Annotated in this window: 28 protein-coding genes; 10 read left to right on the top strand and 18 right to left on the bottom strand. The window is 56.9% G+C overall.

What is annotated here, in order from left to right:
- Positions 1 to 4 precede the first annotated feature (4 nt).
- On the bottom strand, positions 5 to 1,405 hold the full coding sequence (locus tag Q334_RS0101770; protein WP_027311706.1) for an aminotransferase-like domain-containing protein: 1,401 nt from the start codon (positions 1,403 to 1,405) through the stop codon (positions 5 to 7).
- Positions 1,406 to 1,558: 153 nt separating this feature from the next.
- On the opposite strand from Q334_RS0101770, the gene Q334_RS0101775 reads away from it, so the two are divergent.
- The gene (locus tag Q334_RS0101775) at positions 1,559 to 2,467 is read left to right on the top strand and encodes a DMT family transporter (RefSeq protein WP_027311707.1); all 909 of its coding nucleotides are present in this window, start codon (positions 1,559 to 1,561) and stop codon (positions 2,465 to 2,467) included.
- A gap of 19 nt (positions 2,468 to 2,486) precedes the next feature.
- On the opposite strand, the gene Q334_RS0101780 is transcribed toward Q334_RS0101775, so the two are convergent.
- From Q334_RS0101780 to pspA, 8 genes are all read right to left on the bottom strand, one after another.
- Positions 2,487 to 2,894, bottom strand: a complete 408-nt coding sequence (locus Q334_RS0101780) for a VOC family protein (protein WP_027311708.1) — start codon at positions 2,892 to 2,894, stop codon at positions 2,487 to 2,489.
- A gap of 73 nt (positions 2,895 to 2,967) precedes the next feature.
- Positions 2,968 to 3,444 (bottom strand): GlcG/HbpS family heme-binding protein, encoded by a 477-nt coding sequence (locus Q334_RS0101785; protein ID WP_027311709.1) that lies wholly within the window; start codon positions 3,442 to 3,444, stop codon positions 2,968 to 2,970.
- Between the two features lie 17 nt (positions 3,445 to 3,461).
- Positions 3,462 to 4,718 (bottom strand): alpha/beta fold hydrolase, encoded by a 1,257-nt coding sequence (locus Q334_RS0101790; protein WP_027311710.1) that lies wholly within the window; start codon positions 4,716 to 4,718, stop codon positions 3,462 to 3,464.
- Positions 4,719 to 4,788: 70 nt separating this feature from the next.
- Complete coding sequence (locus tag Q334_RS17620) at positions 4,789 to 5,373, bottom strand: DedA family protein (RefSeq protein ID WP_027311711.1); 585 nt, start codon at positions 5,371 to 5,373, stop codon at positions 4,789 to 4,791.
- A gap of 2 nt (positions 5,374 to 5,375) precedes the next feature.
- Positions 5,376 to 6,110: a glycosyltransferase gene (locus tag Q334_RS0101800; RefSeq protein ID WP_027311712.1), complete on the bottom strand. Its 735-nt coding sequence runs from the start codon at positions 6,108 to 6,110 to the stop codon at positions 5,376 to 5,378.
- 59 nt (positions 6,111 to 6,169) lie between these two features.
- The gene (gene pspC, locus Q334_RS0101805; protein ID WP_027311713.1) at positions 6,170 to 6,574 is read right to left on the bottom strand and encodes an envelope stress response membrane protein PspC; all 405 of its coding nucleotides are present in this window, start codon (positions 6,572 to 6,574) and stop codon (positions 6,170 to 6,172) included.
- Positions 6,558 to 6,827, bottom strand: a complete 270-nt coding sequence (pspB, locus tag Q334_RS0101810; protein WP_027311714.1) for an envelope stress response membrane protein PspB — start codon at positions 6,825 to 6,827, stop codon at positions 6,558 to 6,560. The genes pspC and pspB overlap by 17 nt, the downstream gene beginning before the upstream one ends.
- Positions 6,827 to 7,504, bottom strand: a complete 678-nt coding sequence (gene pspA, locus Q334_RS0101815) for a phage shock protein PspA (protein ID WP_027311715.1) — start codon at positions 7,502 to 7,504, stop codon at positions 6,827 to 6,829. The genes pspB and pspA overlap by 1 nt, the downstream gene beginning before the upstream one ends.
- A 190-nt stretch (positions 7,505 to 7,694) precedes the next feature.
- Here pspA and pspF point away from each other — a divergent pair, with 190 nt between their 5' ends.
- Positions 7,695 to 8,732: a phage shock protein operon transcriptional activator gene (pspF, locus tag Q334_RS0101820; RefSeq protein WP_027311716.1), complete on the top strand. Its 1,038-nt coding sequence runs from the start codon at positions 7,695 to 7,697 to the stop codon at positions 8,730 to 8,732.
- Between the two features lie 7 nt (positions 8,733 to 8,739).
- Here the strand turns inward: pspF and Q334_RS0101825 are convergent, their stop codons facing one another.
- A complete protein-coding gene (locus Q334_RS0101825) occupies positions 8,740 to 9,675 on the bottom strand; it encodes a LysR family transcriptional regulator (RefSeq protein WP_027311717.1) in 936 nt (311 codons plus the stop codon).
- 161 nt (positions 9,676 to 9,836) lie between these two features.
- Here Q334_RS0101825 and Q334_RS17625 point away from each other — a divergent pair, with 161 nt between their 5' ends.
- Positions 9,837 to 10,781: a DMT family transporter gene (locus tag Q334_RS17625; protein WP_051527440.1), complete on the top strand. Its 945-nt coding sequence runs from the start codon at positions 9,837 to 9,839 to the stop codon at positions 10,779 to 10,781.
- Here the strand turns inward: Q334_RS17625 and Q334_RS0101835 are convergent.
- Positions 10,754 to 11,632 (bottom strand): LysR substrate-binding domain-containing protein, encoded by an 879-nt coding sequence (locus Q334_RS0101835; protein ID WP_027311718.1) that lies wholly within the window; start codon positions 11,630 to 11,632, stop codon positions 10,754 to 10,756. The two genes, Q334_RS17625 and Q334_RS0101835, sit on opposite strands and share 28 nt — an antisense overlap.
- 66 nt (positions 11,633 to 11,698) lie before the next feature.
- Positions 11,699 to 12,814: a GNAT family N-acetyltransferase/peptidase C39 family protein gene (locus tag Q334_RS0101840; protein WP_027311719.1), complete on the bottom strand. Its 1,116-nt coding sequence runs from the start codon at positions 12,812 to 12,814 to the stop codon at positions 11,699 to 11,701.
- A 204-nt stretch (positions 12,815 to 13,018) separates the two neighbouring features.
- On the opposite strand from Q334_RS0101840, the gene Q334_RS0101845 reads away from it, so the two are divergent.
- The 4 genes from Q334_RS0101845 (at position 13,019) to Q334_RS0101860 (ending at position 16,738) form a co-directional block, all read left to right on the top strand.
- Positions 13,019 to 14,488 (top strand): RimK family protein, encoded by a 1,470-nt coding sequence (locus Q334_RS0101845; protein ID WP_027311720.1) that lies wholly within the window; start codon positions 13,019 to 13,021, stop codon positions 14,486 to 14,488.
- 3 nt (positions 14,489 to 14,491) lie between these two features.
- Positions 14,492 to 15,391: a GGDEF domain-containing protein gene (locus Q334_RS0101850; protein WP_027311721.1), complete on the top strand. Its 900-nt coding sequence runs from the start codon at positions 14,492 to 14,494 to the stop codon at positions 15,389 to 15,391.
- Between the two features lie 150 nt (positions 15,392 to 15,541).
- Positions 15,542 to 16,093, top strand: coding sequence for a macro domain-containing protein (locus tag Q334_RS0101855; protein ID WP_027311722.1), 552 nt, complete (start codon positions 15,542 to 15,544; stop codon positions 16,091 to 16,093).
- Between the two features lie 33 nt (positions 16,094 to 16,126).
- On the top strand, positions 16,127 to 16,738 hold the full coding sequence (locus tag Q334_RS0101860) for a DUF924 family protein (protein ID WP_027311723.1): 612 nt from the start codon (positions 16,127 to 16,129) through the stop codon (positions 16,736 to 16,738).
- Here the strand turns inward: Q334_RS0101860 and Q334_RS0101865 are convergent.
- The 3 genes from Q334_RS0101865 to chrA all read right to left on the bottom strand — a co-directional run bounded on the left by Q334_RS0101865 (position 16,708) and on the right by chrA (position 20,659).
- Positions 16,708 to 18,078 carry an MATE family efflux transporter gene (locus Q334_RS0101865; RefSeq protein ID WP_027311724.1) on the bottom strand — a complete coding sequence of 457 codons (1,371 nt, stop codon included), beginning with the start codon at positions 18,076 to 18,078 and terminating at the stop codon, positions 16,708 to 16,710. The genes Q334_RS0101860 and Q334_RS0101865 overlap by 31 nt on opposite strands.
- Positions 18,079 to 18,163: 85 nt before the next feature.
- On the bottom strand, positions 18,164 to 19,288 hold the full coding sequence (locus Q334_RS0101870; RefSeq protein ID WP_027311725.1) for a glycosyltransferase family 4 protein: 1,125 nt from the start codon (positions 19,286 to 19,288) through the stop codon (positions 18,164 to 18,166).
- A 33-nt stretch (positions 19,289 to 19,321) separates the two neighbouring features.
- Positions 19,322 to 20,659 carry a chromate efflux transporter gene (gene chrA, locus Q334_RS0101875; protein WP_027311726.1) on the bottom strand — a complete coding sequence of 446 codons (1,338 nt, stop codon included), beginning with the start codon at positions 20,657 to 20,659 and terminating at the stop codon, positions 19,322 to 19,324.
- A gap of 167 nt (positions 20,660 to 20,826) precedes the next feature.
- On the opposite strand from chrA, the gene Q334_RS0101880 reads away from it, so the two are divergent.
- On the top strand, positions 20,827 to 21,570 hold the full coding sequence (locus tag Q334_RS0101880) for a GntR family transcriptional regulator (RefSeq protein ID WP_035460505.1): 744 nt from the start codon (positions 20,827 to 20,829) through the stop codon (positions 21,568 to 21,570).
- Here the strand turns inward: Q334_RS0101880 and Q334_RS17630 are convergent.
- Entirely contained in the window at positions 21,510 to 22,739 is a 1,230-nt protein-coding gene (locus Q334_RS17630; protein WP_051527441.1) for an MFS transporter, read from the bottom strand. The genes Q334_RS0101880 and Q334_RS17630 overlap by 61 nt on opposite strands.
- A 99-nt stretch (positions 22,740 to 22,838) precedes the next feature.
- Here Q334_RS17630 and Q334_RS0101890 point away from each other — a divergent pair, with 99 nt between their 5' ends.
- Positions 22,839 to 23,717: a LysR family transcriptional regulator gene (locus Q334_RS0101890; protein ID WP_027311728.1), complete on the top strand. Its 879-nt coding sequence runs from the start codon at positions 22,839 to 22,841 to the stop codon at positions 23,715 to 23,717.
- On the opposite strand, the gene Q334_RS0101895 is transcribed toward Q334_RS0101890, so the two are convergent.
- Positions 23,710 to 24,372 (bottom strand): fumarylacetoacetate hydrolase family protein, encoded by a 663-nt coding sequence (locus Q334_RS0101895; protein WP_027311729.1) that lies wholly within the window; start codon positions 24,370 to 24,372, stop codon positions 23,710 to 23,712. The two genes, Q334_RS0101890 and Q334_RS0101895, sit on opposite strands and share 8 nt — an antisense overlap.
- 204 nt (positions 24,373 to 24,576) lie before the next feature.
- On the opposite strand from Q334_RS0101895, the gene serA reads away from it, so the two are divergent.
- A complete protein-coding gene (serA, locus tag Q334_RS0101900; protein WP_027311730.1) occupies positions 24,577 to 25,809 on the top strand; it encodes a phosphoglycerate dehydrogenase in 1,233 nt (410 codons plus the stop codon).
- Positions 25,810 to 25,878: 69 nt separating this feature from the next.
- Here serA and Q334_RS0101905 read toward each other — a convergent pair whose 3' ends face one another.
- On the bottom strand, positions 25,879 to 26,643 hold the full coding sequence (locus Q334_RS0101905) for a GntR family transcriptional regulator (RefSeq protein WP_027311731.1): 765 nt from the start codon (positions 26,641 to 26,643) through the stop codon (positions 25,879 to 25,881).
- Positions 26,644 to 26,790: the final 147 nt, after the last annotated feature.

Genomic DNA, 26,790 nt, shown 5'->3' on the forward strand with positions numbered 1-26,790 from the left:
TGAGCTAGTGTTGGCATTGCTCAATCAGTTCAATCAGCTTGGGCATGGCTTTGCGCAGCCGTATATCCCGGTGCCAGTGGGCGAAGTTCAGGCGTACGCTATGGCGCAGCTGGGGCTGCTGACCAAAGAGGGCGCCAGGGGTTAGACTGATGCCGGCCTGATCGGCCCGTTGCCACAGTTGCAGACTGTCCACTGATGGAGGTAGTTGCAGCCAGCACAGATAGCCACCGGCAGGGGCATTGAGCTGACAGCCCTGGGGTAAGCCTTGCAGCGCTTGGGCCAGCTGGTGCCAGTTGTCGCCATATTGCTGACGCACCTGACGCAGGTGGCGGTCATAACCACGCCCTTGCAGCCAGGCCGCCAAGGCCTGTTGTTGTAGACCGGGACTGGCCATGCTGCTGACAAATTTGCGGTGGAGGAGGGCATCATGCCAGGGGCCAGCGGCAATCCAGCCCAGGCGCAAATCCGGATCAAGGGTTTTGGAGAAGGAGCTGCACAGCAGCACCCGCTCCGGCGCCAGGCTTTTTAACGCCAGTGGCATTTGTCCCTGATAGCCCAGCTCCGCGGTGACCTCATCTTCAATAATGGGTAATCGATAGGGCTCGGTCAGGCTGATCAACGCATGGCGGTGACTATCCGGCATGGCGTAGCCCTGGGGATTGTTATAGCTGGGATGCAGCAGCAGGGCTTTGACCGGCCATTGCTTGAGGGCGCTGGCCAGCGCCGCCAGGTCGATACCGTCCGGGCTGCGGGCGGGAATTTCCAGCACCTGCAGTTGCAGCACTTCCAGCAGCTGTAGCACGCCATAAAAGCAGGGGGACTCCACCGCGACGATATCACCTGGCCGGGTCAGGGTTTGCAGGGCCAGGGTGAAGGCTTCCTGACAGCCGTTGGTGAGCAGGATGTCATCGGCATCCAGCCAAATACCACGCTTGTGTAAGCGCAAGCGAATTTGCTCGCGTAGCCCTGGGTGACCGGGGGGCACCTGATAATGGCTATGGGCAGGCTTATGTTGGCGGGCACTGCGGGCCAGCTGGCGTTGCCAGCTATCCAGGCTGTCAAAGTGGCAGCAGGGATGGGCACTGCCCAGGGGCACCCAGTGGGGCTGCATGGCGGTGCGCACAATCTGCAGTCCAAGTTCGCCCAAGCTGGGGAGCTGTGGACTTAAGGGGGCAGGTTGCGGCTGCTGTAAGCGTGAGCGGGCACGAACAAAGTAGCCCTGGCGTGGCCGTGCTTCGATCCAGCCTTGTTGTTCCAACCACTGATAAACCGCAATGGCGGTGTTTTTGCTGGCCTGCTGCTGTTCGGCAAACTGGCGCAGTGAGGGCAGAGGTTGACCTGGGCGTAGCTGACCCTGATTGATTTGCTGCAGGAGCTGCTGGGCGAGAGCGAGATAACGAGGCATGGGCGACCGGCAAAACGTCAGGGTACAGATTGGGTTTGGTGGCAATAATAGCGCACTATTCTTTGCTCTGTACCCATAAAAGTCGATGCGGCTGTATCTGGGGCCTGGCGGCTCCCTGACTTATAGTGCCTCCAATAGGGGAGGAAATCTGAGATGGCGGCGTTATCCCTGGCCTGGGTACCCTGGGCCTTTGTGTTGTTATGGAGTACTGGCTTTATTGGCGCCAAGTTTGGTTTGCCTTATGTGGAGCCTTTTACCTTTTTATTGATCCGTATGCTGCTTACCCTGGCGCTATTTGCCGGGTTGATTGGCTGGATGCGTACCCCCTGGCCAAAGGGAGCGGCGATTGGCCGGCAAATGTTGGTGGGATTGCTGGTGCATGGTGCTTATCTGGGGGGGGTATTTGCGGCCATTAAAGCCGGGATGCCCGCTGGCGTGACTGCTATTTTGGTGGGCTTGCAACCCCTGTTGACGGCTTTGCTGGCACGGATCTGGTTTGCTGAGCGCTTACGTCCGGCGCAGTTTCTGGGGTTATGGTTGGGCTTTGCCGGGGTGTTGCTGGTGATCAGTGGCCGTGACCTCTGGCAGGGGCAGCTTAGTCTCACCGGTTTAGCCTGGGCGCTGACAGCCCTGCTGGGGATCTCCTGTGGCACCCTCTACCAGAAAAAATATGGCCAGGGCGTACCCTTGTTGACCGGTACCTTCTATCAGTATGTTTCCACCACCCTGTTAATGGCGCTGCTGGCACTGGTGTGGGAAGAGCGCAGTATCGTCTGGCACCCGGAGTTTATTGGCGCATTGCTCTGGCTGGTATTTGGCCTGTCATTGGCGGCTATCTTGCTGTTGATGTTGATGATCCGGGAGGGAGAGTCTGCCAAGGTGGCCAGTTACTTTTACCTGGTGCCCCCCCTGACCGCCCTGGAGTCTTGGTTATTGTTTAATGAAAACCTTGGCTGGATCAGTGTGCTGGGCATGCTGCTGAGTGCCGCCGGGGTGGGGCTGGCGTTGCGTGGTAGTCTGCACAAAGCCAGTCCCGCGCCCCAGACCAAGTTGGCTAATTAGGCTGTCAGGCTGGGGGAGGTCAGTCCTCTCCCGGCTCAATGCCGTGCATATAGACCAGTTCCCAAATCTGCCCATCCAGATCACGAAAGCCATGGCCATACATAAAGCCATGATCCTGGGCCTCGTTATAGAGGCTGCCGCCTGCAGCCAGGGCGCGTTGGACTAAATCATCGACTTCTTCCCGGCTGTCACAGCTCAAGCAAAACAAGGCCGCGCTCTGTTGCTGGCTATCGGCGATGGGTAGAGGGCTGTATTGCTGATAGCGGCTGTGGCATAGCAGCATCAGATGAATGTTATGCGCCAGGGTCAGGCAGCGTACCTGGGCATCAGAAAACTGCGGATTAAGACTAAAACCCAGTGCCTGGAAGAAACTCTGGCTGCGGGCTAAATCCCGCACCGGCAGGTTGAGGTAGAGATGGCGGGACATGGCAGCCTCCTAGTTGAGCTGTGCAGCTCAAGCATAGGAGGCAATTTGGGTGGGTGTCCAAGATGCAGGTGTGTTAGAGAGCAGCGAGACCTGCGTCGGCACATTGAATATCTTCACTGCCGCCAGGGGCGCCGGAAATACCAATAGCGCCTATCACCTGCCCCTGATGTTCAATCAGTTTGCCTCCGCCCCAGGTGATCATATCCGGCAGGTTATTGACGATGGCAGCCACTGCGGGATCTTGTTGGGTGGCTTCTTCAATAACGGCAGTGGGCAGGCGCCGAGAGACAGCGGTAAAGGCTTTGCGTTGGCTCACCAGGGCCGAGTGTAGAAAGGCACCGTCATTGACCAGCTGCACTTTGGGGCGACCACTGATATCCACCACCGTCACCGCAATACGATGACCATTTTGTTGGCACTGTTGTAATGCCGCCTGGGCAACTCGCTGGGCGGCATCCAAGCTGATCGTCGCTTGGTTGTAACTGGGAGCGGCGAAGGCCAGGCTGGTGGAGAGGCTGCAGAGTCCAAACAGGGCTGACAGAATACGCATGGTGTTATCCTCGTGTGTTAGTTGGAACGAAGTTGATCCTGTACCCAGGAGGCGGCAATGGCTTCCCGGGAGTCACGATCTGGGCAGTGTCCAGGGACGTCATAGATCAGGCGTTTGCTACGTTGGCTGTGTTGTTGCAATAAATCGATGTCGGCCAGGGGGGCAACGGGATCGGCGTTAGTACTCAGGATTAACAGAGGTGTGTTGCGTGGTTGTGGTTGCTGAGGGTTCAGTAAACCCTGCTGCAGCAAGGATAGCGGTTGGAGCTTGGCGCTGATGGCACTGGCGGGTGCGTCAGGCGGGAGGCCAAGACGGGTGCGTACGCCATCCATCGTAAAGGCGGGAAACTGTTCCAATGTCTCTGCGGGTGCCATAAAGGGGCGGTGAATAGGGCCACAGATATACACCAGGCCTGCCAGGTCCAGCTCTGGACGAGCCAATAGCATGCGGGCAACCGGCGTGCCGCCGAAACTGGCCCCCATCACAAAGATATTCTTGCTATCGATATTGGCGAGTGTGCGGCTGTAATTCACCGCAGCACTATGCAGTTTGTCTATATCCGCTGTGATGCGCCAAGCGCGCGAGTCACCCATGCCTGGCATATCAATCATCAGTAGAACAATCCCACGGGGGGCAAGTTGCTTTTCAAAAAATGGCATGCCCTCTTCTTTGGCAACATCCGAGCCAAATGACATAACAATCAACGGGAAGGGGCCGTTGCCCTGGGGCAAGTGCAGGTTGCCTTTGAAGTGTTGCCCCGCAAAGGGAATCTCCACTACCTGGAGAGGAACCGGCAAATAGCGACCCGCCTGACGATAGTTGATCTGCGCCTGTTGCAGGGCAGCTAGATTGGCGGGCTCATCAGTATGGGGCGAGGACGCCCGTAGATAATAGCTGGTGGCGGCTAAATACAGGCGCTTGGCACTGTCTTGATCGCCATTTTGCTCAGCGGCTTTAGCAAGCATCTGTGCTTGGTCGCCGGCTTGGCTCCATTCGTAAATCCAGTGTCCTGGGCCGTAGTTCACCAGGGTGTCAGGCTGCTCAGGATGGCGGCGTATGCCCTCTGCGGTAGCGATGCGGGACAGTACTTCTTCAATGACTGCGGGTTCAGCCCCTACATGGGCCCAAGAGTCGGGTTCAATCGGGTGATACCAGTTGCCTTCGGTGGGATCACGAAAGGATGCCCCGGAGGGATCGGGTTCTGTGGCTGCCTGAGCGTTAGGGATAAGGCAGGTGGCCAGCAAGGCGCTGGCAAACCAGTGTTGGCGAAACATAAAGCCTCCTTAAACGAGGGGAAAGTACCCCGATAGGATGGCCCGGGAAACTTAACAAAAACTGAAGAAGTTACAGGCGTGAAGGTAAACGATGATGGCGATACAGCAGATATAGCAGGCCCGCCAAAAGCAGCAGCACGAGGCTAAATTGGCCAGCCTGATTGAGCTGCTGCCATAGCTCACCGAGGTTGGGCAGCAGTTGATGACCGAATGCCCCCAGTAGCATGAATTGACCGGTCCCCAGGGTAACGGCAAAGGCTGATGCGAGGGCGAAGTGGCGATAGGGTAAGCGCAGACTGCCACTTAAGACGGGAGTGATCCAGGCTAAGGGCCCCAGTAAACGGGATAGCATTACCATCAGCATGCCACGGCGTCGCAGTTGTAAGCGAGCCCTGGCTAGATGGCGACGGTAGTGGCGTTGTCGCCCCCAGCGACGTAGCCAAGTGCTGCCGCGGTAGTAGCCTAATGCATAGGACAGCTGGTCAGCACTATAGGCTGCCAACCATACCGCGACCACCAATGGCCAGCCTTGACCGCCACGCCATTGGTAGCCGGCAGCGATAAAAGCAGGCTCACCTGGTACTAGCAGGCTGAATGGAAAGAGTCCATCCAGCCAGGCCAGCATGACTAAGGCCCCTTGGGTCAGCTCCGCCATGATTAGGCCGGATGGTAGTGGCCAAAGCGATACTGGTAGGGGTTGCCAAGCAGTTCTCCACTAAAGAAGCGGCGTACATTGGCGCGCAGATAGGTGAAGCCGGTGCGTAGATAGCCGTCTTGCTCCAGGCGGCGGGGGTGAAAAACAAAGCTGAGGGGAAGTAAGTTAAAGCGGAGTTGTGGGTGGCGATGGGCAGCCAGTGCATAGGCACAGTCTTCGCAGAGGCTGATTTGTTCATTAAAGCCGCCGATTAATTGATGGGCTCGGCGGGTGGAGAATAGGCAGGCGCCAATTGCAGTGGGGAAGAAGAATTGGGTAATCCAGATCCCTGCATTAAAAAGCGCATATCCTGGTTTTGCCTTACGGCTGGCATGTGCCACATCCATATAGACTGCGGCGACATCCGCTGGGCGTAAGGTGAGGCTCCAGTCAGCGCGGGCAAGGAAGTCCGGTGCCAGGCGAACATCGGCATCCAAAAACAGGAGGCGTTCATGCTGAGCAGCCTGGGCGCCGGTATTGCGTCCCAGACTCGCCCCCCGTTGTGCCATGGCGATGATCTTGAGCTGAGGCAGACGTTGTGCATATTGCTGTGCAATCTCTAAGGTGGCGTCGGTGCTGGCGCTATCAACCAGCACGACTTCAAAGTCCTGTTTGCTTTGTTGACAGAGATCCTCCAGCAGGTTGGCAATGTGTTCCGCTTCATTGAGCGTGATCACGATGATGCTTATTGCGGCCATGATGAGCTCCTCATCCTGAGTGGCGAGTAGAAAATGGGTAAGGGAGAGGTCGCGATCTGTTAAGACAGATCGCGGAAGTCGCGGTTGACTTGGTAACGACGTGAAGTGACGTAACTTTCGATCAGGCCAAGGCGCTCACTGAGTCTCTGCATGCGCTGATGCAGCTCCTTGACCCGGCTGGCGGGGGCGGGGCCATAGTGGAAGAAGGGCTTGGCCTCACCGCTGTCATGCTGGCAGCCATAGTGTTGTTGAGGCGCCTTTTCCAGCAGGAAGATTCCCGCCAGGTAGGCCAGCAGACCCAGGCTGCCGCTGAAAATAAACAGCGTCACCATGATCAGGCGGGCCAGCCAGACTGGCCAGCCGTGGCTATGCGCCACTCCGGCGCAGACCCCGGCGATCCAGCCCTCACGTGGGCGACGATAAAGATCGCGCAGGTAGCCATTGGCTTTAGTGGGCTTGTTCATGTTGGGCATCTCCCTTGTTGTCGGAGCTGTTACGCCAGTGCGGGTGTTCCTGGTCCAGAATGGTTTCCAGATGCCGTACCCGCTGCTCGAGCAGGCTGGCGGTTTGCAGAGCTTGCTCCAGGGTTTGCTGATCTTCATCGGACAGTCCCTTGCGCATCCTGGATTGAGTCCAGTAGTGCAGGATCAGCCAGATGGGGGCGACCAGGCCGAGAAAAATCACGGCCGGGACGAAGAAGAACACCATCCAGGACATTATTCTTTACTCCCTTTTTGCGGGCTCAGGTTGGCCTTGAGGGCGGCCAGCTCGGCCTCAACCTTGTCGTTACGCTCCAGATCGGCGAACTCTTCTTTCAGGCTGCGTGGACGGCCCAGGTCATCGGCTTCCAGCTGCGCTTCCAGGTTATCCATTTTGCGTTCGTAAGATTCGAACTTGCGGAAGGCTTCTTCCAGTTTTTCGCGGTTGCTGGAGCGGCGAATATCCATGCGGGAGCGCGAGGTTTGTTCGCGTACCACCAGGGACTTCTGCCGTGCTTTGGCATCATCAAGCTTAGCCTGCAGCTGGCTGATTTCCTCTTGGAGTACCTGGAGTTGCTCTTCGATGGCTGCCAGCTCACGGTTAGCCAGGTTGAGGTGTTCTTCCAGCGCTTTCTTCTCGGTGAGGGCGGCGCGGGCCAGATCCTCACGGTCTTTGCTCAGGGCCAGACGGGCTTTGCTTTCCCAGTCTTCGGTCTCCAGTTGCAGACGTTGAATGCGGCGCTGCATCTCTTTGCGTTCGGCCAGCACGCGGGCGGAAGTGGTGCGGACTTCCACCAGGGTTTCTTCCATTTCCTGAATCATCAGGCGGATCATCTTGGCAGGGTCTTCGGCCCGATCCAGCAGAGCGGTCAGGTTGGCGTTTACGATGTCGCTAAAGCGCGAAAAAATTCCCATGTTGTGTTCTCCCGTGTTGGTGAAATGGGGGACCACGTTCTCCCCGATGGCTAACTGAATAGCGAGAAGTGTGCCAATTTTTTATCTATTTGATTCTTAAGAGTATTTGTTAATTTAAACAGTAATAGAGTTGGCTGATTTGGCTAAATGAGCTATTAAATGGTTTTTTTAACCAATTGTTGGTTTTGCGATGGAAGCCTCTCGTCAACCCATTATCGGCAGTTCAGAAGCCCTGCATCAGGTACTGCAACATGCCTCACAGCTTGCCCCCTTGAATCGACCGGTATTGCTACTGGGGGAGCGGGGCACAGGGAAGGAGTTATTGGCGCAACGCCTGCATTATCTGTCGGAGCGTTGGCAGCAACCTTTTTTGCAAATTAACTGTGCCACCCTGTCCGATAGCTTGCTGGAATCTGAGCTGTTTGGTCACGAGCAGGGGGCCTTTACTGGCGCCAGCCGATCCCGGGCGGGACTGTTTGAGCGGGCCGATGGCGGTACCCTGTTTTTGGATGAGTTGGCGACGGCTTCCTTGGCGGTGCAGGAAAAACTATTGCGGGTGATCGAATATGGTCAATTTAGTCGTTTAGGCGGTAATCGCACTCTGCAGGTGGATGTCAGGGTGGTGGCGGCGACCCACGCGGATTTGCCTGGTCTGGCGGCCAGCGGGCGGTTCCGTGCCGATTTGCTGGATCGACTGGCTTTCGATGTGCTGAATCTGCCCCCCTTGCGTGTTCGCCGTGATGACATCCTGGAGTTGGCAGAACACTTTGCCCAGCGGATGTGTCTGGAGTTGGGGCAGAGCTGGTTTGCCGGTTTTAGTGAGGCAGCGGCCCAGGCGTTAGTGAGTTATCCCTGGCCTGGTAATGTGCGTGAGCTGAAAAACGTGGTGGAGCGCAGTCTTTACCTTCAGGTCAGCGGTGGCCAGGGGGAGGCGCGTATTGAGCAGGTGGTGTTTGATCCCTTCGCCAGTCCCTGGCAGACCCTCGCGACCGCTGATGCAACACCCTCGGCAGAGGTTAGTGTTAGTTCACAGCAGGCAGCACCTGCGGCCACGATGCCACCCCATGATTTGAAGGCTGCCCTGGCGGAACAAGAACAGCGCTGGATTGCCCAGGCGCTGGCGTTATGTCGCTACAACCAGCGTGAAACCGCCAGCTATTTGGGGCTCAGCTATCATCAGTTGCGTGCCGCACTGCGTAAATATCCCCAGCTGCTGGAGTTGGGTTAGTAAAGACTTACATAAGGCTATGACTCGATAAAAGCTGGGTTAGGGAGTGTTGCTGCAGGCGCTGCCAGCAGTAATCGGTAAAGAGACGTACCGCCCGGGAGGGGCTCAGGCGGCTGGGATACACCCAATGGTAGGCCTTGTCCTCGCCGCGCCAGGCGGGTAGTAAGGCGAGCAAACGCCCTTGTTTGAGATCTTCCGCCACCATGTACTCCGGCATTAGCGCCACCCCCTGGGCGAGCAGACAGAGATGATAGAGTGCCAACTGGCTACTGCTGCTGATACGCGCCTGCCCAGCGACTTGCAGGGTGAACTGGCCCTGTTGCGGGTGCTGCAGGTGCCATTGTGGATAAGGGTGGTAATGCAGTAACTGGGTGGCGTGGAGCTCCTGCGGGTGGCTCAACAGCGGCAAGTTGAGGGCGGGGGCGGCCACCATTTGTAGGCGGATGCCCTGGCCAGCCGGGGTGAGGGGGCGGGCAATCAAGTCCGGGCTGTCATCCAGCGGGCCGACGCGCAGGGCCAAGTCAATCTGCTCGGCAATTAAGTCCTGCCGACGGTCGGTGAGGATGAGTTCAAATTCGACGCCGGGATGCTGCTGGCTAAAGCCCGCTATCAATCTGGGCAGCAGTACCCCGCCTGAAACCTGGGGCGCCGCCAGACGCACCCGTCCTTTAATTTCTTCACTGAATTCACTAATCAGCTGACGGCTTTGTTGGAGCAAGCCTTGTAGCTGCTGGGCCTGTTGGTAGAGCTGACGTCCCGCCGGGGTCAATTGAAAGTGGCGGGAGGAGCGCTGTACCAATTTCACTCCATAGTGTTGTTCGAGCTGTTGCAGGCGCTGGGACAGGGTGGACTTGGCTACCCCGAGCTGACGGGCGGCGGCACTGATACTGCCTGCATCACAGAGGTTGGCAAAGGAGAGCAGGAGGTCGGCTTCTTCTTTCATGCTGTTCCGGTGTTGTTATCGTTCTGTTTACCGAACACAGGGGGCTGTTTTGCGCCCTTATGTCTGCCGTTTGGACTGACTATAGTCGAGACATACGGAGAGGGCAAAAGCCATAAGGGCGATTCGTCCTTGCATGAATAACCGAACGGTGGAGCTATCTTATGAAGGCTATCGAAACACCTACTAAAGCCACGGGGCTCAATCAGCAACAGTGGGCCACCCTGGCAATGGTGGCCGCGATGGGGCTGTCAGGTTTTATTGGTTTGTTTGTGAAAGAGTCGCAGCTGGACCCTTTATCCCTGATTTTTCTACGTTGCCTAATCGGCGGCCTGGGCTTGTGGCTGTATGCCTATTGGCGTGGTTTGGCCTTACCCAGCCAACCCCAGCAATGGTTCAGCATTATCCTGGCGGGGAGTTGTCTGGTACTGAACTGGTTTTGTCTGTTTCTGGCCTACCGCTATCTACCCGTGGCGGTGGCAACGGTGATCTATAACCTGCAGCCGTTGTTATTACTGCTGCTGGCCTGGGTGATTTTGCACGAGTCGGTGCAGCGCCAGAGTGTGGTCTGGATCCTTCTAGCCTTTATCGGCGTGGTGCTGGTGGTGGAGTTGCCGCAATTGGATTGGCAGGCCGATCAGGGCAGCTGGTTGGGTTTGGGGTTAAGTCTGATGTCTGCCACGTTTTACGCGGTGACCGCTTTGCTGACCCGGCGGGTGAAGCAGGTGGCGGCGGCGATGCAGGCGGCGATTCAGTTGAGTGTGGCGGTGATCCCATTGGGGTTGTTGTTGCTGTGGCAGCAACCGAGCTGGCAGGGGGCGAACTGGAGCATGGTATTGGCGTTGGCCCTGATTAATACCCTGTTGCAATACCTGTTGCTGTATTACGCCATTCAATTACTGGAGGTGCAGCGTTTGACGGTATTGGCCTTTATTTATCCCTTAACCGCATTGCTGGTGGATATTCTGTTTTATCAGGAGGCATTCAGCCTGGCGCAGATGCTGGGTATGGGGTTGATCCTGTTGGCTAATCTGGGGGTGATGAGTCTGCGTCAGGCCCACCCCCCCGTTCCAGCCACTGCTCAAGCGGAAGGCAGTTCCAGATGCTGAACCCAGGCCTGGGCCGCTGGGCTCTGGTAACGGTGCGGCAGGCGCACCAGTGATAACCAGCGGCTCAGATCCAGCTCTGCATGGTCAAGGATGCAGAGTTTGCCGTGTGCTACCTCATCCTGGACCGCCAGGGCGGAGAGGCAACCGAGTCCCAGCCCTGCCATTACCGCCTGCTTGATGGCTTCCTGCTGGCCCAGCTCCAATTGTACTTTCAGCTTGGGCATGTCTTTCCCCCAGGCTTGCTCGAAGATGGCACGGGTGCCGGAACCCGCCTCCCGCAGAATCCAGGGAGCTTGCAATAGGGTATGCCGGTCGATGCGCTGCTGGGCCCAGGGGGAGTCGCTGGCAGCAATGATGACCAGACGATCCTGGCGCCAGGGCAGGCACTCCAGCCGTTCGTCCTGGCAAAGACCTTCGATCAGACCCAGATCGGCCTCCATGCGGCTGACGCTGCTGAGCACATCGGCGGTATTACGCAGACGCAGTTGTAGATCAACCTCGGGGTAATTCTGCATATAGCGTGCGGCTAAGCCGGGCAGCAGATAACTGCCGATGGTCAGGCTGGCGGCAATGGTGAGTGGGCCCTGCACGCTTTGGTTAGCGACCTGCTCAAACTCCCGTACCTGGCTTAGGATACGCTCGGCCAGGGGCAGTTGGGTCTGGCCCAGGGCGTTGAGCTGCAGGCGCCGGCCAATACGGTCAAACAGTGGCGCATCCAGTTGGTTCTCCAGTTCCGCCAGGGCCATGCTGGTGGCGGACTGCGATAGCCCTATCTGTTCGGCGGCGGCGCTGACTCCCCCGGCATGGGCAATACTGACAAAGACTTGCAACTGGCGCAGGGTGATATGCATGCTGGCTCCGGCTCAATTTCATCAATGAGACGGAGTTAGTGTATCAGTAGAACTGATTAGTTGCAGTCAGCTGGCCTGCTTGCGGCGTACCAGCACCATCGCCTGCAGTTGCTGGCGGCCAAATTGGGCCATGCGCAAAAAGTCACGGCGGGGGATGGGCACATGGATGTTATCGGTGCTGGTTTTGTCTTTTTCCCACTCGATTTCCGGGTCATGGACATAGAAGAAATGCTCGTCCATACCGGATAACACGACCCAGTGCGGGGCTTTGGAGCGGCTCAAGCGATAACTGGAGATCAGTACCAGAGGCACCCAGCCTTCCTGCAGATGTTGTTGCAGGGCATCACTGCTGAGGCCGTGGTAGTAAATCGGTACCTGGGCTGCTTCCAGTTGCTGGAGGAAGTCGTAATGCACCAGCTCAATCACCGACTTTTTCTCCGGGCTGCGTACCCCATCGATAAAGGGCACCTGTTCGGTGTTGATATAGAGCTCCACGGCAAAGCCACGGCGCTGTGCGGCCAGGGCCAGCCCCTGGGGGCTGCAGCCGCCATGGCCGGAGGTCATAAAGATGGTGGTGGCTTCCCGCCACAGTTGCAGTTCCAGGCTGCGGCTAAATTGCACGCTGATATCCTGCGCTTTCATCGCCATCATCAAACTGGCTGGGCCGCAGGTGAAATCGGTGGTCTGGGCATAGAAGGGGACAGGGGGCAGCAGCACCTGTTTGGGATAGAGCAGGCGTTTTTCATAACGCAGGGCATCGGCGTGATCTTCGTAGTAGTCATGTACCACCTTGAACTTGCGGTAGCCCAGTTGTTCATAGAGGCGGATCGCCTGGCTGTTATCGGGACGTACCTCCAAACGCAGATGGCTGCAAGGATAGTTGAGAGCCTGGCTTTCACATTGACGGAGCAGGTGCTCCCCGAGTTGTTTACCGCGCCACTGAGGGTCGACTGCGATGGAGTATAAACGGGCCAGGCTGGTGCCCCGCCGATAGAGCAGCAGGGCATAGCCAGCCAGCTGATCGTTGACGGCGGCTACCAGCAGGCTGGCATGCTCGCTACGGATAAAGTGTTTGAAGGAGCGGCGTGATAAGCGGTCACCGCTAAAACAAGCCTGCTCAAGGGTGAGCAGTTTGTCCAGGTCACGATCTTGCGCTGGGCGGATTAACCAAGGGGCATGCATAGCGGTCTCCCAAACCTGAGCGTGGCGTCCAGCACCAAGCATGGGCGTGCCTTGCATGCATTGCAAGGCAGTACCAAGATATAGGGGCCTTTGTTGGTTGCTTGTCTTGCCTGAGGCTATGCGCTCAGTTGGGGATGAGCAACAGACAAAAGTGACCGTCAGGATGGGCGGCGGACTGAGCCTGTCTCCGACTTGAAGAGTGTCATGAGCAAACTGCTGCTATTGGTAGATAAGCGCGAGGATTGGGCGGCTTATTACCCCACGGAAGATTTGATGACGGCGCAGGAATACCTGAGTGCCAGTCAGCATCTGGAAGGCAAGGCGATACAGGTGATTAACCTCTGTCGCAGCTTTAAATACTTGGGTTCGGGTTATTACTGCTCGCTGCTAGCGGAAGCCAGGGGACATAAGGTTATTCCCAGCGTGCGCAGCCTGAATGATCTCAGTCGCAAGAGTATTTACAGCCTGGATACCGAAGATCTGGATGGCTTGATCAAGAAATCCCTGGCCAAGGATAGCCAGGAGCGGGTCGAGATGCTGATCTGCTTCGGTAAAACCACTGAGCCTGCCCTGGCGGATCTGGCGCGCCAGTTATTTGAGCTGTTTCCCTGTCCGATCCTGCGGGTTAGCTTCAAGCGGGAGGGCAGCTGGCGCCTGCATAGCATTCGTATTGGCAGCCTGCATCAGCTGAAAGGGGCAGAAGAGGATCAGTTTGCCCAGGCGCTGGATAAGTTCTCCCGCAAGATCTGGCGACGGCCGAAGGCCCGTCGCGGCGCCCGTTATGACTTGGCTATTTTGCATGACCCGGATGAGGCCTTGCCGCCTTCGGATAAGCGAGCGCTGAAGCACTTTATCAGGGTTGGCAAAAGCCTGGGACTGGCGGTCGAACTGATTGAGAAGCGCCATTACAGCCGTCTGGCCGAGTATGATGCGCTCTTTATTCGCGCCACCACGGCGATTAACCACCATACCTATCGCTTTGCCAAAAAGGCCGAAAGTGAGGGGATGGTGGTGATTGACGACCCTAACTCCATCCTTAAGTGCACCAACAAGGTCTATCTGGAGGATTTGCTCCGCACCCATAAACTGCCGACGCCGAAAACTGTGGTGATCAACCGTGAGCAGAGTAATCTGGCCGCCCAGCTGGAGGCGGAGTTGGGATATCCGCTGGTGTTGAAGATTCCCGATGGCGCTTTTTCTAAGGGAGTGGTGAAAGCACGGGATCGGCAGGAGTTGGAAGCCACCCTGGGGCGCCTGTTTGAGCAGTCGTTTTTACTGTTGGCGCAGGAGTTTTTGTATACCGACTATGATTGGCGCATCGGCATCCTTAATAACAAAGTGATCTTCGCCTGCCAGTATTTTATGACCAAGGGCCACTGGCAGATTTACAACCACAGCAAGGGCAAGGTGGAGAGTGGTGGCTTTACCACCCTGCCGCCGTCCAAGGTACCGGCCAAAGTGAAGAAGGTAGCGCTCAAGGCGGCGAGCCTAATCGGCGATGGTCTCTATGGGGTAGATCTGAAACAGCGTGGCGAGGATGTCTATATCATCGAGATCAACGATAATCCCAACATTGATGCCGGGGTGGAGGATGTGTACCTCGGTGAAGAACTCTACCGCGTGGTGCTGGAGGAATTTGTCCAGCGTTTGGAGCGTAAGCGCCTAAGGTTGTAAACCATGTCTCAGGCTGACTACCAGCCACAGCGGCCTTCTCGTTTACTGAGATGGCTGCTTTCCCTGCAAAGTTATCCACGCTTATTACGTATCCTGCCGCCCTGTTTACTGGTTATGGTGATAGTGCTTGATTACAGCACCGGTTTTCGCTGGGGTTTTGGCTTGCTGTATTTGTTGCCCGTGCTGCTGGTGGCGCTGCGTCCTGGCTATCGCTTGCTCTGGTCACTCATTGTGGCGGCCGGTTTGAGTTGGAGCTTGATTGAGATGCTGGCGGGTTTTCCCTATCAGCACTGGGGCCAGCCGGTGTGGAACCTGCTGATGCGGCTGGGGATGCTGGCGCTAGCTGGTTTTGCTATGCAGGGACTGGCCCAGTCCCATCAACAGGCCTGGAAATTGGCAACCCAGGATAGTCTGACTGGCTTGGCTAACCGGCGCGCCTTTCTCGATGCCCTGGCGAGTAATATCGAACGCAGTCGGCGTCATCCCAGTCATCGCTTTGCTTTGTGCTACCTCGATCTGGATCGCTTTAAGCATATTAACGATCACTACTCCCATCAGCAGGGTGATCAGCTGCTGGCGGCCTGCGGTGCCGCACTCAAGCAGCAGATGCGCCAGCATGAGTTGGCGGGACGTTTGGGGGGCGATGAGTTTGCCTTGCTACTCGAATGCCAGCAGTTAAGTACTTTGCGACAGGCACTGGAGCGCATTCAGCAGCCGTTAGCAGCCTTGCTGCAACCCTATCAGGCCGGGGTGAGCATGGGGGCGATGTTATTCGAACAGCCTCCCGATAACGTGGAGCAGGCCCTGCATGTGGCGGATGCCTTAATGTATCAGAGCAAACAGAAGATGCCGGGCAGTTTTCATTATCAGCGCTGGCCAACGCCAGTGGCTGATAGTCCTTAGGTCGCAGGTCAATATGTTGAGACAGCGCAAGCGGTTGCGCAGCCAAATTGATGCTGATTCGGAGGTGAAGTGTCACACAGGCGTTTGGAAATCCTTACGGTGTTGGTATTGTTGACCCCTGCAGCCTGGCGTTGGTGAGGAGGGACAAGGGTGGAATTGCTCAGGGCCTGTGCGCAGCGTTTAGTGGTGAAGGTGGGGGACATTACCCGGGAGCGAGTGGATGCCATCATTAATGCCGCCAACCCCAGCCTGCTCGGTGGTGGGGGCGTGGATGGGGCCATTCATGCTGCTGGTGGCCCGGTGATTTTGTCAGCTTGCCAGCGCCTGCGACAAACCCGCTATCCTCATGGTTTACCCGTGGGGGAGGCGGTGGTCACCCCTGGAGGTAGTTTGCCTGCCCCCTTTGTTATTCATACCGTTGGGCCGATATACCACCAGGCAGGTGCCAAGGCACCGTTGCTCCTGGCGCAGTGTTATCGCAACAGCATTAAACTGGCGCTGAGTCGTCAGTTACTGCTGCTGGCGTTTCCCGCTATCTCTACCGGTGTGTATGGCTACCCACGCGAGCAAGCGGCGCAGGTGGTGGGAGCGGTGCTGCAGGAGCAGCTAAACTTGCACCCTGAACTGCAGGAGCTACGTTTGCTGTTTCTGCGTGAAGAGGATGCCCGGGTGTTTATCGCTCATGCTGGGCTGAACCACTAACACTGACATCCCCTATTGGCAAAGGAGGTTCGCATGCAACCCTGGCAAGCGCTGCTGGATTACTGGTTTGGTGAAGGGACGCAATCCTGGCCACAACGCCTGGCAAATCAGCATTCACTCTGGTTTGGTAAGTCAGAGGCGACGGATCGGGAGCTGGATAACCGCTTTGGTGATCTGTACGAACAGGCCCTGGCCGGTGAGCTGGAGTCCTGGCGTCTGCAGCCGGAATCCTGCCTGGCCTTGATTATTTTATTGGATCAGCTGAGTCGTAACCTGTTCCGCGATACGCCGGCTGCCTTTGCCCAAGATCACAAAGCCCTGCAACTGACCGATGAGCTGCTACAGCGGCAGTGGTTGGCCGAACTGGCACCGGTGCAGCGGGTATTTGCGCTGTTGCCCTTGGAGCACAGTGAGCAACTGGCGCGGCAACGTCAGGCCGTTGCTAAGTTTCAGGCGCTCTATGAGGAAGTACGCCAACAGCAGCCGGAGTTGGAGACGGCATTTGCCAGCTTTCTCGACTATGCCAAACGCCATCAACAGGTAATTGAGCGCTTTGGCCGTTTTCCCCACCGCAATGCCATCCTGGGGCGCACCAATACTCCGGCGGAAACTTCCTACTTGGCGGAGCCTGGCGCGGGTTTTTGATCATCCTGCAAGACCAGTGAGGTCAGCCAATGACGGCGGCTGACCCGCCAGCTGCTGGCGAACAGCTTGGCCAATTCTTCCGCCAGCAATGCCAGCACCACCCAGCTCCAACTCTGTGGCCAAATCAGGGTCACGGCGGCCGTCAGGGGTAAGCCCCAGCACCAGAGTGCCAGCATGTCCTGCCACAGGCAGAACCGAGTATCGCCCCCGGCACGCAGCAAACCAATAATCATCGGCATGGTCAGGCTTTTCAGCGCCAGGGTGAGGCTAATCCATAGCAGCAAGGGCGAGAGCAGACTCTCCGGCACTTCGGCCAGGGCCGGAAACCATTGCGGGAAATGTGACCAGCTCAGACTAAAGAGTGCAGCCAACAGCAGGCCGAGTAGGGCGCTAAACCCCACCAGTTGCCAGCTTTGTTGATACAGCCTGGGTTCGGCCCCCTGCCCCAGACGCTGGCCCAGCACGATACCACTGGCACTGGCGATGCCAATCAGCAGAGCCAACATGGCGCTTTCGATGGGGCCGAGCAGGCTGAGCACCGCCAGCGCCTGGGTGTCCCGTTGGCCAACTAGGGCATGATAGGAAAATACACCCGAGGCCCACACCCCGCCGCTTAAACACAGTGGCCAAGCCTGCTGGCGAAACTGTTGCAGCAGTTTGGGCTGATGCGCACTGCGCCATAGCGCCAAGCGGCTAGGGGCCAGGCTGGGCTGACGCCAATGCAGCCAGAGTAATAACAAGCCCACCTCCAGCAGGGCACTGAGCAGGGTCGCCCAGGCCGCTCCCGCCAGACCCAGCTCAGGAAAACCTGCGTTGCCGAAAATCAGTAGCCAGTTCAGTAAGGCATTGAGCAATACGCCGATGGCGACTAACAGGGTGACGATGCTGGCATGGCCCAGATTGCGCAGCAGAATGCCATAGGCGTGTAGGCAGGCAGAGGCCAATAGTGACAAGGCGACTATGTGTAAATATTGCACCCCGGCACCCTGCACGAGCGGATCATGGCTGGCCAACTGCAACAACAGTGCGGCTCCGGGCCCGGCGGCCAGCATCGCCCCCGCGCCCGCCAGCAGGCAGGCCAACAAACTGGCCCGTGCCAACTGCTGTACGCGCTCGTTTTGGCCAGCACTTTGATATTGGGTAGCTAACAGACTAGCGGCGCTGGCTAAGCCGTAGAACACCAGTGCGAAGATAAAAATCAGCTTGCCGGCAATGCCGACCGCCGCCACTTCAACCTGGCCCAGGCGGCCTACCATCAGCATGTCGGTTAGGCCACGGGCCGAAAAGAGTAACACCTGAAGGGCAATGGGGAGTGCCAGACGCAGGGTGGTGAACAGCATGGAGCCTCCTTGTCCCGTTAGCCGGACAAAGCGGCATTATCCTCCTGCTGTCAGGCGCTGTCCTCCTCCCCGGGGGAGGAGGAGATCAGGGTGTAACCAAACGCTGATACAACTGAGCATGACGGGCTAATTGCAACTGAATCGAAAAACGTTGCTCGGCCTTATGGCGCGCCGCTTGGCTGTATTGTTGCCATTGTGGCGGTGCAAGCTGTAAGCACTGAATCAGTTGCTGGGTGATGGCGTGGAGGTCGCCCGCTGGGGTGAGCCAGCCATCGATCCCATGGCTGATATTGTCTTTGAGGCCGGCATAATCACTGGAAAGAAGGGGTTTGCCCATCGCCATCATTTCGCGGGCTGCGAAGGAGATGGTCTCAATCCGGTCACTGAGAATAAAGCCCAAATCAAACAGAGCGATGTAGGGACGGATATCCTGATGGAAGCCGAGATAATGGAACTCGGTTAAGCCCCGGGCATGGGCCTGCTGTTCGAGTGCTTTACCACTGCGCGGCTCGCCTAACACCATAACGCGGAAGCGGCGTTGTGGCAGGGCGGCCTTGGCCGCCAGGGCCGCCTCGATCATTAAATCCACCCGTTTGTAGTCACCGGTGCCGGCGCAGGAGCCAATGCAGAGTTCATCCTCCTGCAGCCCCCATTGTTGACGCAGTTGTGGGTCGGCAGGCTGGGGTTGAAATGCCTGCAAATCCACCCCGTTTTCGATCACCTCTACTGGCTGTGGTTGCAGCCCGTTGTGACAGGACAGTGCCAAGGCGCCCTGGCTGACATAGATATTGGCTGCTGTTACACCCTGATAGAGCCAGCGGTGATACCAATGGGGTTTGAGTTGGCGAATGGCATGATGGGTGCGTACTAATTGATAGCCCAGGCCGGGGCGGCTCAGGTTGGCAATAAAGAGATCCGCTGCGCCATTGCAGTGAACAATATCTGGCTTGAAGTCGGCCACAGTGCGGCGAAAGCGACCGATGGCAGCCCAAATTGCCCGGGGTTCTTTTTGCAGTTTGGCGGGAAAATCACAGGCATAGAGATGGGGATATTGAGCTGCTGCCAGGTATTGATACAGGCGGGAGCTGGCGGGGGTTGCCACCCCAATGCGTAAGCCCTGCTGATCATGCAAGCGAGTGAGCGCCTGAATATAGGGTACGTGACCACCCCCGCCATGGGGGTGGAAGTTGGTAAGTAATACTGAAGTCATCTTCCGCCTTGGATTGTGATCAATGTGGCTGGCTTAGAGCTGCAGCAGCAAACCTATGAGCGCAGCAGTGGCTATCACTTCCATAATGCCGCGCTTAAAGGTAAACAGCGCCAGGGTGGCGAGTAGGGCAATGGCCATGGCGGCAAGATCCAGACCATGCCAGATACCCTGTTGCAGGCCTTGGGGCCAGAGTACATGTTGGGCAAAGAATAGCGCCAGATTCACTATCACGCCCACCACCGCAGCGGTAATGGCCGTAAGTGGGGCGGTAAAGGAGAGTTTGCCGTGGGTGCTTTCCACCAGGGGGCCACCAATCAGAATAAATAAAAAGGCGGGCAAAAAGGTAAACCAGGTGACCAGCAGCGCAGCAACCAAGCCCGAGCCATATTGCCAATCCAAGCCCAGCGGATTAAACAGGCTGCCGCCGACAAAGGCGACAAAGGTCACCACCATTATCAGCGGCCCGGGAGTAGTTTCGCCGAGGGCCAGGCCATCAATCATTTGGCTGGGGCTAAGCCAGCCATAGTGTCCCACCGCGCCTTGGTAGACATAGGGTAACACTGCATAGGCGCCACCAAAGGTCAGCAAAGCCGCCTTGGTAAAAAACCAGCCCATCTGGGTATAGGTGCCTTGCCAGCCATATAGGCCGTAGAGCAGCAACATTGGCAGACACCAAAGCAGTATGCCCAGACTCAGGAGCAGCAACAGGTTACGGCGGCTAAAGCGGGCATGAGCGGGGGGCGGGGTGTGATCATCAATCAGGGCAGGGCCATAGTTGGCCTGTTTTTTCTGCTGATGGGCACTGCCTTGAAAGGCGGCGGGCTGCAACCGCCCACCCAGGTAACCTATCAGCCCGGCACTGATGATGATCAGGGGGAAGGGCAAGTGCAGGGCGAAGAGGGCGACAAAGGCGGCGATCGCCAGCGACCATAGCCAGGGGTTATGCAGGGTACGGCTACCAATACGCCAGGCAGCATGGACGACAATGGCGGTAACCGCCGGTTTAATGCCATAAAACAAACCCGCCAACAGGGGTTGATCGCCATAGGCCAGATACAGCCAGGACAGCAGCATTAACAGGAATAAGGACGGTAGTACAAAGAGTGCGCCGGCAATGATGCCGCCACGTTTGCCATGCAGTAGCCAGCCTAAATAAGTGGCTAACTGCTGTGCTTCCGGGCCAGGCAGCACCATGCAGTAGTTAAGGGCATGGAGGAAGCGCCGTTCAGATAGCCAGCGCCGCTTTTCAACCAGCTCCTGATGCATGATGGCAATTTGCCCAGCAGGGCCGCCAAAGCTGATCAGGCCCAGTTTCAGCCAGAACTTGAAGGCTTCAAACAAGCTGGGATGAGCAGGAGGAGAGGGGGTCATAGTCCAGATAATCCTGTTCAAGGGGCAAGGGTGGATAAAACGCGCAAGAGTGGCGGCAAAAATGTGATCAAATACTAGGGCTTCCCGAAGCGGCTTAGTATACTGACAGCCATTGACACTTTGATGAAGAACCTGGGGGAAAATCTTGCCGTAGAGCAGAAACCCTCATGCCTGGAGTACTGCCTTTGGCCAATCAGCCTGATCCTGCCGACCTGCCGACCGTTGCGCGTGAGGATAGCGAGACCCTGCATGAGTGGGTCTATAGCCAGTTACGTCAGGCGATTATGACCGGACACTTCCTGCCGGGACACAGTGTTACCATCCGCGGGGTGGCGCAGATGCTGAATGTCAGTCTGATGCCGGTTCGTGAAGCCCTGCGCCGTTTGGTGGCGGAGCGGGCGTTGCAGCTGTTGAGCAATCGCCGGGTAACGGTACCGAGCATGACCCCTGCCAAGCTGGAAGAACTGGCTGCGGCGCGTATCGCGCTGGAATCCTTGGCGGCTACCCGGGCGTTGCCCCATATCGATGAAGCCTGTCTGGCAGAGCTGCGGGCGATTGATGCCGAGGTGGATGAAGCCCTGCGGGTGGGTGATGTGCCCGCTTACCTGGCCAAGAATCAGGAGTTTCACCTGACCCTCTACCGTGCCGGTGATTCCCAGGTGCTGATCCCGTTGATCGAAAGTCTGTGGCTGCAGTTTGGCCCCTTTATGCGCATGGTATTGGGGCGGATTGGGGTGTCCTATGTGTTGGATCGCCATGCCGAGGCGCTGCGTGCCATTGAGCAAAAAGATGCCCTGGCGCTGCGCCTGGCGATTGAGGGCGATATCCGCGATGGCATGGGCTCCATCAGTCAGGAAGAACTCTTGGCCGCTTCTGTGCCGGCTAAGCGGGCGTCTGCCCGTAAGGGTTGAAGCCGGCGCGCCAGCAGCAGGCTCAAACCCAGGGTGCAGGCCAATACCAGCAGCACCGCCAGTACCACCCCTACCCATCCACCGGCACTCCAGAATGGATGCAGGTAATAACTGCCGACACTGGCCCCCAGGTAATAGCACACCAGATAGAGCGCCGAGGCACTGGCCTTGGCCTGCTGGGCCTGACGGTTAACCAGGCTACTCAGGGTGGCATGGGCGAGGAAAAAGCCAAAGCTGTTGATCAGTAGCCCTGCAATGATCAACCAGAGTGGGCTAGCCAGCGTACAGAGACTACCGAGCATCAGCAGCACAATGCCGCCTTTGATCGAACCCATTACTCCCCACTTTTGATTGAGCAAGCCAACCCGTGCAGAGGCCAGGGTACCGCTAAGGTAGGTTAAAAACAGCAAGCCCAGGGCACTGGCGGTTAAATGGAAGGGCGGTAATTCCAGCCGGAAAGTCAGGTAGGTGTAGAGGTTAATAAACACCATGAAATTGAGTCCGCCGATCAAATAAGGCAGCAACAGCTTGGGGTTACGCAGATGTTGGCCTAAGGGTTTGATCATCTGTAGCGGATGCAGTGGCTGGGGCTGAAAAGCCTGGGCTTTGGGTAACAGCAGACTGACCCCCAGCAGGCAGATCAGGCTAATCAACGCCATCACCAGGCAGGCACTTTGCCAGCCCCAGCCTTCACCAATAAAGCCACCCAGCAATCGCCCACCAATGCCGCCGAGAGTATTGCCGCTGATATAAACCCCCACGGCGGCTTGTAGCGCGCGGTGTTCAAATTCATCCCCTAAGTAAGCGACGGCCATGGCCGGTAGGCCGCCAAGAAACAGGCCCAGCAGGGCCCGTAGCAGTAACAGTTGGCTAAAACTCTGGACATAAACCAGAGCCAGGCTGCACAGCGCGGTGCCGGTTAGGCTGAGCAGAATCAAATGGCGACGGCCCAGGGCATCGGACAGGGGAGCCCAGATCAGCAGCGACAGCCCCAGCGTCAGGGTGCTGAGGGTAAAGCTGGCGCTGGCTTGCAGCGGCGATACCTGAAAACCCTGACTTAACATCGGCAATAACGGGTGCAGTAAGTAGAGGTTGGCAAACACCATAAAGGAGCCCAGCAGCAGGGCCAGGCTGGCGTGGCGATAAGGGCGGCTATGCAGGCTATACATGATGAGCACCGAAGGACAGCGGGATGGCTGTACTCTAGCGCCGGCTTTGCTATATAAAAAATATATGCCGATTATGGATTCTATAACGAGTATTTATAAATGGATGGAAAAAGCCTGAGTTATTTCCTGGCGGTGGCCAGGCAGCAAAGTTTTACCCGGGCGGCGGAGCAATTGGGGATTGCGCAGCCGGCGGTCAGTGTGGCGATTCGTAAGCTGGAGCAACAGCTGGAGGTACAGCTTTTCCATCGCCATGAGCGCCAGGTCAGCCTGACCGATGAGGGGCGTTATTTACTCAAGCATGCGCAGCGGATTGTCCAAGCCTTAGCAGAAGCACGCCTGGAGATGGCTGAATTAAAGGGCTTGACCAAGGGAGAGGTGCGGGTGGGGATTCCCTCCATGCTTGGCTCCTACTACTTCCCGCCGATTTTGATGGCGTTTAAACACCGTTATCCGCACCTCAATCTGGTGGTGATTGAGGCGGGCACCTGGCAACTGCAGCAGATGATTGAGCAGGGGGAGTTGGACTTAGGGGTGATCGTGGCGGAGTTTGTCCCGGAGCATCTGCAAGCCGAGGTATTTTTGCGAGAGCAAATGCTGGTTACCCTGGGGCCGGAGCATCCCTTGGCCAGTCATAGCCAGATCAGTCTGACGGATTTTTTTGCCGAAGAGCTGGTGATGTTTAAGCAGGGCTATTTTCATCGCAAGGTGGTGGATCGGCTGGCACAGGCGGGGGGGTATCAACCGCAAATCAGTTTTGAAACGAACCTGTTGCCGCTGATTAAAGCCATCGTTAAACAGGGCTTTGGCATCTCGACCCTGTTGCAGATGGCGGTGGCGGATGAGCCGGAAATCCTTACCCGTCCCTTTGCCGATCCTGTATGGCTGGACTTGTCGCTGGCCTGGCGCCGGGGAGCTTATCTTTCCCGTGCTAACCAGGCCTTTGTCGATTTTGTGCTGGAGTCGCGTCGCCTTACTTAACCTGGGTGGCAATGTGCAGCAGTGAGTCCAGGCTCAGGCTCAGCTGATCGCCACTGCGCAGTGGGCCGACTCCGGCGGGGGTGCCCGTCAGCACCACATCCCCTGGCTCCAGGGTAAAGAAGCGACTGGCATAGGCGAGGAGGGCATACACCGGGGTGAGCATGTCGGCGGTATTGCCTTGCTGGCGGACTTCGCCGTTGATCGTCAGGCTGAGGTTGAGGTTTTGCACATCGGCAACCGCCTCGGCCCGCAACCAGGGTGAGAGAGGGCAGGCGCCATCGAAACACTTGGCTTTTTCCCAGGGTTGACCTTTTTCTTTCAGCTTGCTCTGCAGCTCCCGCAGGGTCAGATCCAGCGCCAGGCCATAGCCGGCAATAGCCTGTTTGGCAGTGGCTTCATCTGCCTGGCGCAAGGGGGCGCCAATCAAGACTGCCAGCTCCAGCTCGTGGTGCACTTCCCCTAAACCTTGGGGCAGGCTGAGGGGTTCCTGTAAGGGGGTGACGCTGGTGGACGGTTTGATAAACAGAATCGGCTCGGTGGGAATCGGGTTATTCAGCTCTTTGGCATGTTCGGCATAGTTACGACCGATGCAAACCACTTTGCCCAGAGGATGCAGTAGGGTTTCGCCATCGACATAACGGTGAGCGTGCGACATTTTTACTCCTTTCGGTTCACTTTTAGCCTTGGTCTTTATGAATAAAACTAAGGCGAAGAGTTAAAAAAATACGTCTAACTTACGCTAAGGTTGATGCTTCTTGTCAGTTACACATTGCCCAGCTGTGCTATCATTGCCAGCCCACTTGAGGCGCTAATCACGCCGGTGAAGACAGCTAACGTATGCGAGGGTTACGTGAGCATCATGGCAAAAACTACTTCTCTGGATAAGAGTAAGATCAAAATTTTGTTGCTGGAAGGGGTGCATCAATCTGCACTGGATAGCTTCCAAGCCAACGGTTACACCAACATTGAGTACCACAAGGGATCGCTGCCAGAAGCGGAGCTGTGCGAGAAGATCGCCGATGCTCACTTTATCGGTATCCGCTCCCGTACCCAGCTGACCGCTGAGGTGCTATCCCATGCTAACAAGCTGGTAGCCATCGGTTGTTTCTGTATCGGTACCAACCAGGTTGATCTGGGTGCGGCGCTGGAGCGCGGTATTGCAGTATTCAACGCCCCTTACTCCAACACCCGCAGCGTGGCTGAGCTGGTGCTGGCGGAAATCATCATGCTAATGCGCGGCATTCCAGAGAAGAATGCGGTCTGTCACCGGGGTGGCTGGCTGAAAAGTGCAGAAAACAGCTACGAAATTCGGGGCAAAACCCTGGGTATCGTCGGTTACGGCTCCATTGGTACGCAGTTGTCGATCATGGCCGAATCGATGGGCATGAATGTGCTCTATTACGATGTGGTCACCAAGCTGCCGCTGTCCAAGGCGCAGCAGGTCGGTAGCCTGCAGGAATTGTTCCAGCGTGCTGACGTGGTCAGCCTGCATGTGCCTGAAACCGTCTCCACCAAGAATATGATTGGTGAGCGCGAGTTTTCCTGGATGAAACAGGGCAGCATCTTTATCAATGCTTCCCGTGGCACGGTGGTGGATATCGATGCCCTGGCCCAGGCGATCAAGAGTGGTAAGTTGTTGGGAGCGGCGATTGACGTCTTCCCGGTGGAGCCACGCTCTAACAATGACGAGTTTGTCTCGCCGCTGCGTGGCCTCGACAATGTCATCCTGACGCCCCATATCGGCGGTTCCACCATGGAAGCCCAGGAAATGATCGGGGTAGAAGTCGCCGACAAACTGGTGCGTTACAGTGATAACGGCACCTCGACCATGTCGGTCAACTTCCCAGAGGTGGCATTGCCCAGCCATCCTGGCAACCACCGCCTGTTGCACATTCACCAGAACGTGCCTGGGGTATTGTCACAGATTAACTCGGTCTTTTCTGAGAACGGCATCAACATCGCTTCTCAGTATCTGCAAACCAATGACAAGGTTGGTTATGTGGTGATCGATGTGAACGCTGAGTACTCTGAGCTGGCGCTGCAGAAACTGCAGGGCATTGCCGGTACCATCAAGACTCGCGTGCTGTTCTAAGCCCGTCGTCTGTCCAATAAAAAACCGCTGGTGTGAGCCAGCGGTTTTTTTATGCCCGATGCTGACGGGTTAGTCTTCCGCCAGCTTGCTACGTTTGACCTTGAGCGGCTTTTTATCCAACAGATGGGAAAACACCGCATGCAGATCATCGGTGGCGGCTTCACCATCCAGATTGAGTTTGTCCTCAACATGTTTGAGGTGATCATCCATTAGCTTTAAAGCACGGGCCTTGTCGCCTGCTTCAATCGCGGCAATCAATTCCATGTGCTCATCGTAGGAGCAGTGACTTTTACCGCCGGCTTCAAACTGGGCAATGATCAGGGAGGTTTGTGAAATCAGGCTGCGCTGGAAGTTCAGCATCGGCTGGTTAGCCGCCATCCGCGCCAGTTGCAGATGAAATTCACCCGACAGGCGGATGCCAGTACCGCGATCGCCGCGACTAAAGCACTGGTGCTCATCTTCCACCATTTGCCGTAGCACCCGCAGTTGTTCGCTGTTGCGATTGTCGACTGCCAGCTCGGTAATGGCTTTTTCGATAATGCGGCGGGTAAACAGAATCTGGCGGGCTTCATCGACATTAGGGCTGGAGACTACCGCACCGCGGTTGGGGCGCAGTTGCACCACGCCTTCATGGGAGAGGCGCAGCAGTGCACGGCGGATGACGGTGCGGCTGACGCCAAAGATTTCCCCCAACGCCTCTTCACTTAACTTGGTGCCGGGGGCCAGACGCTGTTCCAAAATAGCATCGAATACATGAGCGTAAACAATGTCATCCTGAGTTTGGCTGGGTTCTGCCGGAGCAGCCTTGTCTTTGCGTTTGATGAGTTCGTTCATGGGCGCTGAGAATACCTGCAAAGCTGTGCACAATTGCAGGCATCATAGTCGCTGATCATAAAATTGTACACAAACACTCAGGACAAAAAGTTGCACAATAGTGTGTGGCTTGTTTTGTATCCAAATGACGGGTGCTATTTAAGTTGC

It is taken from the genome of Balneatrix alpica DSM 16621, assembly GCF_000619885.1.
Lineage (GTDB): Bacteria > Pseudomonadota > Gammaproteobacteria > Pseudomonadales > Balneatricaceae > Balneatrix > Balneatrix alpica.

Coding starts and splice junctions, on each gene's coding strand:
- Q334_RS0101840 (WP_027311719.1), bottom strand. CDS start 12,814: ATGCATGCCCCTTGGTTAATCCGCCCAGCGCAAGATCGTGACCTGGAC.
- Q334_RS0101850 (WP_027311721.1), top strand. CDS start 14,492: ATGTCTCAGGCTGACTACCAGCCACAGCGGCCTTCTCGTTTACTGAGA.
- Q334_RS0101785 (WP_027311709.1), bottom strand. CDS start 3,444: ATGCGTATTCTGTCAGCCCTGTTTGGACTCTGCAGCCTCTCCACCAGC.
- Q334_RS0101775 (WP_027311707.1), top strand. CDS start 1,559: ATGGCGGCGTTATCCCTGGCCTGGGTACCCTGGGCCTTTGTGTTGTTA.
- Q334_RS0101870 (WP_027311725.1), bottom strand. CDS start 19,288: ATGACTTCAGTATTACTTACCAACTTCCACCCCCATGGCGGGGGTGGT.
- Q334_RS0101890 (WP_027311728.1), top strand. CDS start 22,839: ATGGATGGAAAAAGCCTGAGTTATTTCCTGGCGGTGGCCAGGCAGCAA.
- Q334_RS17625 (WP_051527440.1), top strand. CDS start 9,837: ATGAAGGCTATCGAAACACCTACTAAAGCCACGGGGCTCAATCAGCAA.
- serA (WP_027311730.1), top strand. CDS start 24,577: ATGGCAAAAACTACTTCTCTGGATAAGAGTAAGATCAAAATTTTGTTG.
- pspF (WP_027311716.1), top strand. CDS start 7,695: ATGGAAGCCTCTCGTCAACCCATTATCGGCAGTTCAGAAGCCCTGCAT.
- pspA (WP_027311715.1), bottom strand. CDS start 7,504: ATGGGAATTTTTTCGCGCTTTAGCGACATCGTAAACGCCAACCTGACC.
- Q334_RS0101825 (WP_027311717.1), bottom strand. CDS start 9,675: ATGAAAGAAGAAGCCGACCTCCTGCTCTCCTTTGCCAACCTCTGTGAT.
- Q334_RS0101780 (WP_027311708.1), bottom strand. CDS start 2,894: ATGTCCCGCCATCTCTACCTCAACCTGCCGGTGCGGGATTTAGCCCGC.
- Q334_RS0101770 (WP_027311706.1), bottom strand. CDS start 1,405: ATGCCTCGTTATCTCGCTCTCGCCCAGCAGCTCCTGCAGCAAATCAAT.
- Q334_RS0101845 (WP_027311720.1), top strand. CDS start 13,019: ATGAGCAAACTGCTGCTATTGGTAGATAAGCGCGAGGATTGGGCGGCT.
- Q334_RS17620 (WP_027311711.1), bottom strand. CDS start 5,373: ATGGCGGAGCTGACCCAAGGGGCCTTAGTCATGCTGGCCTGGCTGGAT.
- Q334_RS0101895 (WP_027311729.1), bottom strand. CDS start 24,372: ATGTCGCACGCTCACCGTTATGTCGATGGCGAAACCCTACTGCATCCT.
- Q334_RS17630 (WP_051527441.1), bottom strand. CDS start 22,739: ATGTATAGCCTGCATAGCCGCCCTTATCGCCACGCCAGCCTGGCCCTG.
- pspC (WP_027311713.1), bottom strand. CDS start 6,574: ATGAACAAGCCCACTAAAGCCAATGGCTACCTGCGCGATCTTTATCGT.
- Q334_RS0101860 (WP_027311723.1), top strand. CDS start 16,127: ATGCAACCCTGGCAAGCGCTGCTGGATTACTGGTTTGGTGAAGGGACG.
- Q334_RS0101905 (WP_027311731.1), bottom strand. CDS start 26,643: ATGAACGAACTCATCAAACGCAAAGACAAGGCTGCTCCGGCAGAACCC.
- chrA (WP_027311726.1), bottom strand. CDS start 20,659: ATGACCCCCTCTCCTCCTGCTCATCCCAGCTTGTTTGAAGCCTTCAAG.
- pspB (WP_027311714.1), bottom strand. CDS start 6,827: ATGTCCTGGATGGTGTTCTTCTTCGTCCCGGCCGTGATTTTTCTCGGC.
- Q334_RS0101800 (WP_027311712.1), bottom strand. CDS start 6,110: ATGGCCGCAATAAGCATCATCGTGATCACGCTCAATGAAGCGGAACAC.
- Q334_RS0101865 (WP_027311724.1), bottom strand. CDS start 18,078: ATGCTGTTCACCACCCTGCGTCTGGCACTCCCCATTGCCCTTCAGGTG.
- Q334_RS0101835 (WP_027311718.1), bottom strand. CDS start 11,632: ATGCATATCACCCTGCGCCAGTTGCAAGTCTTTGTCAGTATTGCCCAT.
- Q334_RS0101880 (WP_035460505.1), top strand. CDS start 20,827: ATGCCTGGAGTACTGCCTTTGGCCAATCAGCCTGATCCTGCCGACCTG.
- Q334_RS0101790 (WP_027311710.1), bottom strand. CDS start 4,718: ATGTTTCGCCAACACTGGTTTGCCAGCGCCTTGCTGGCCACCTGCCTT.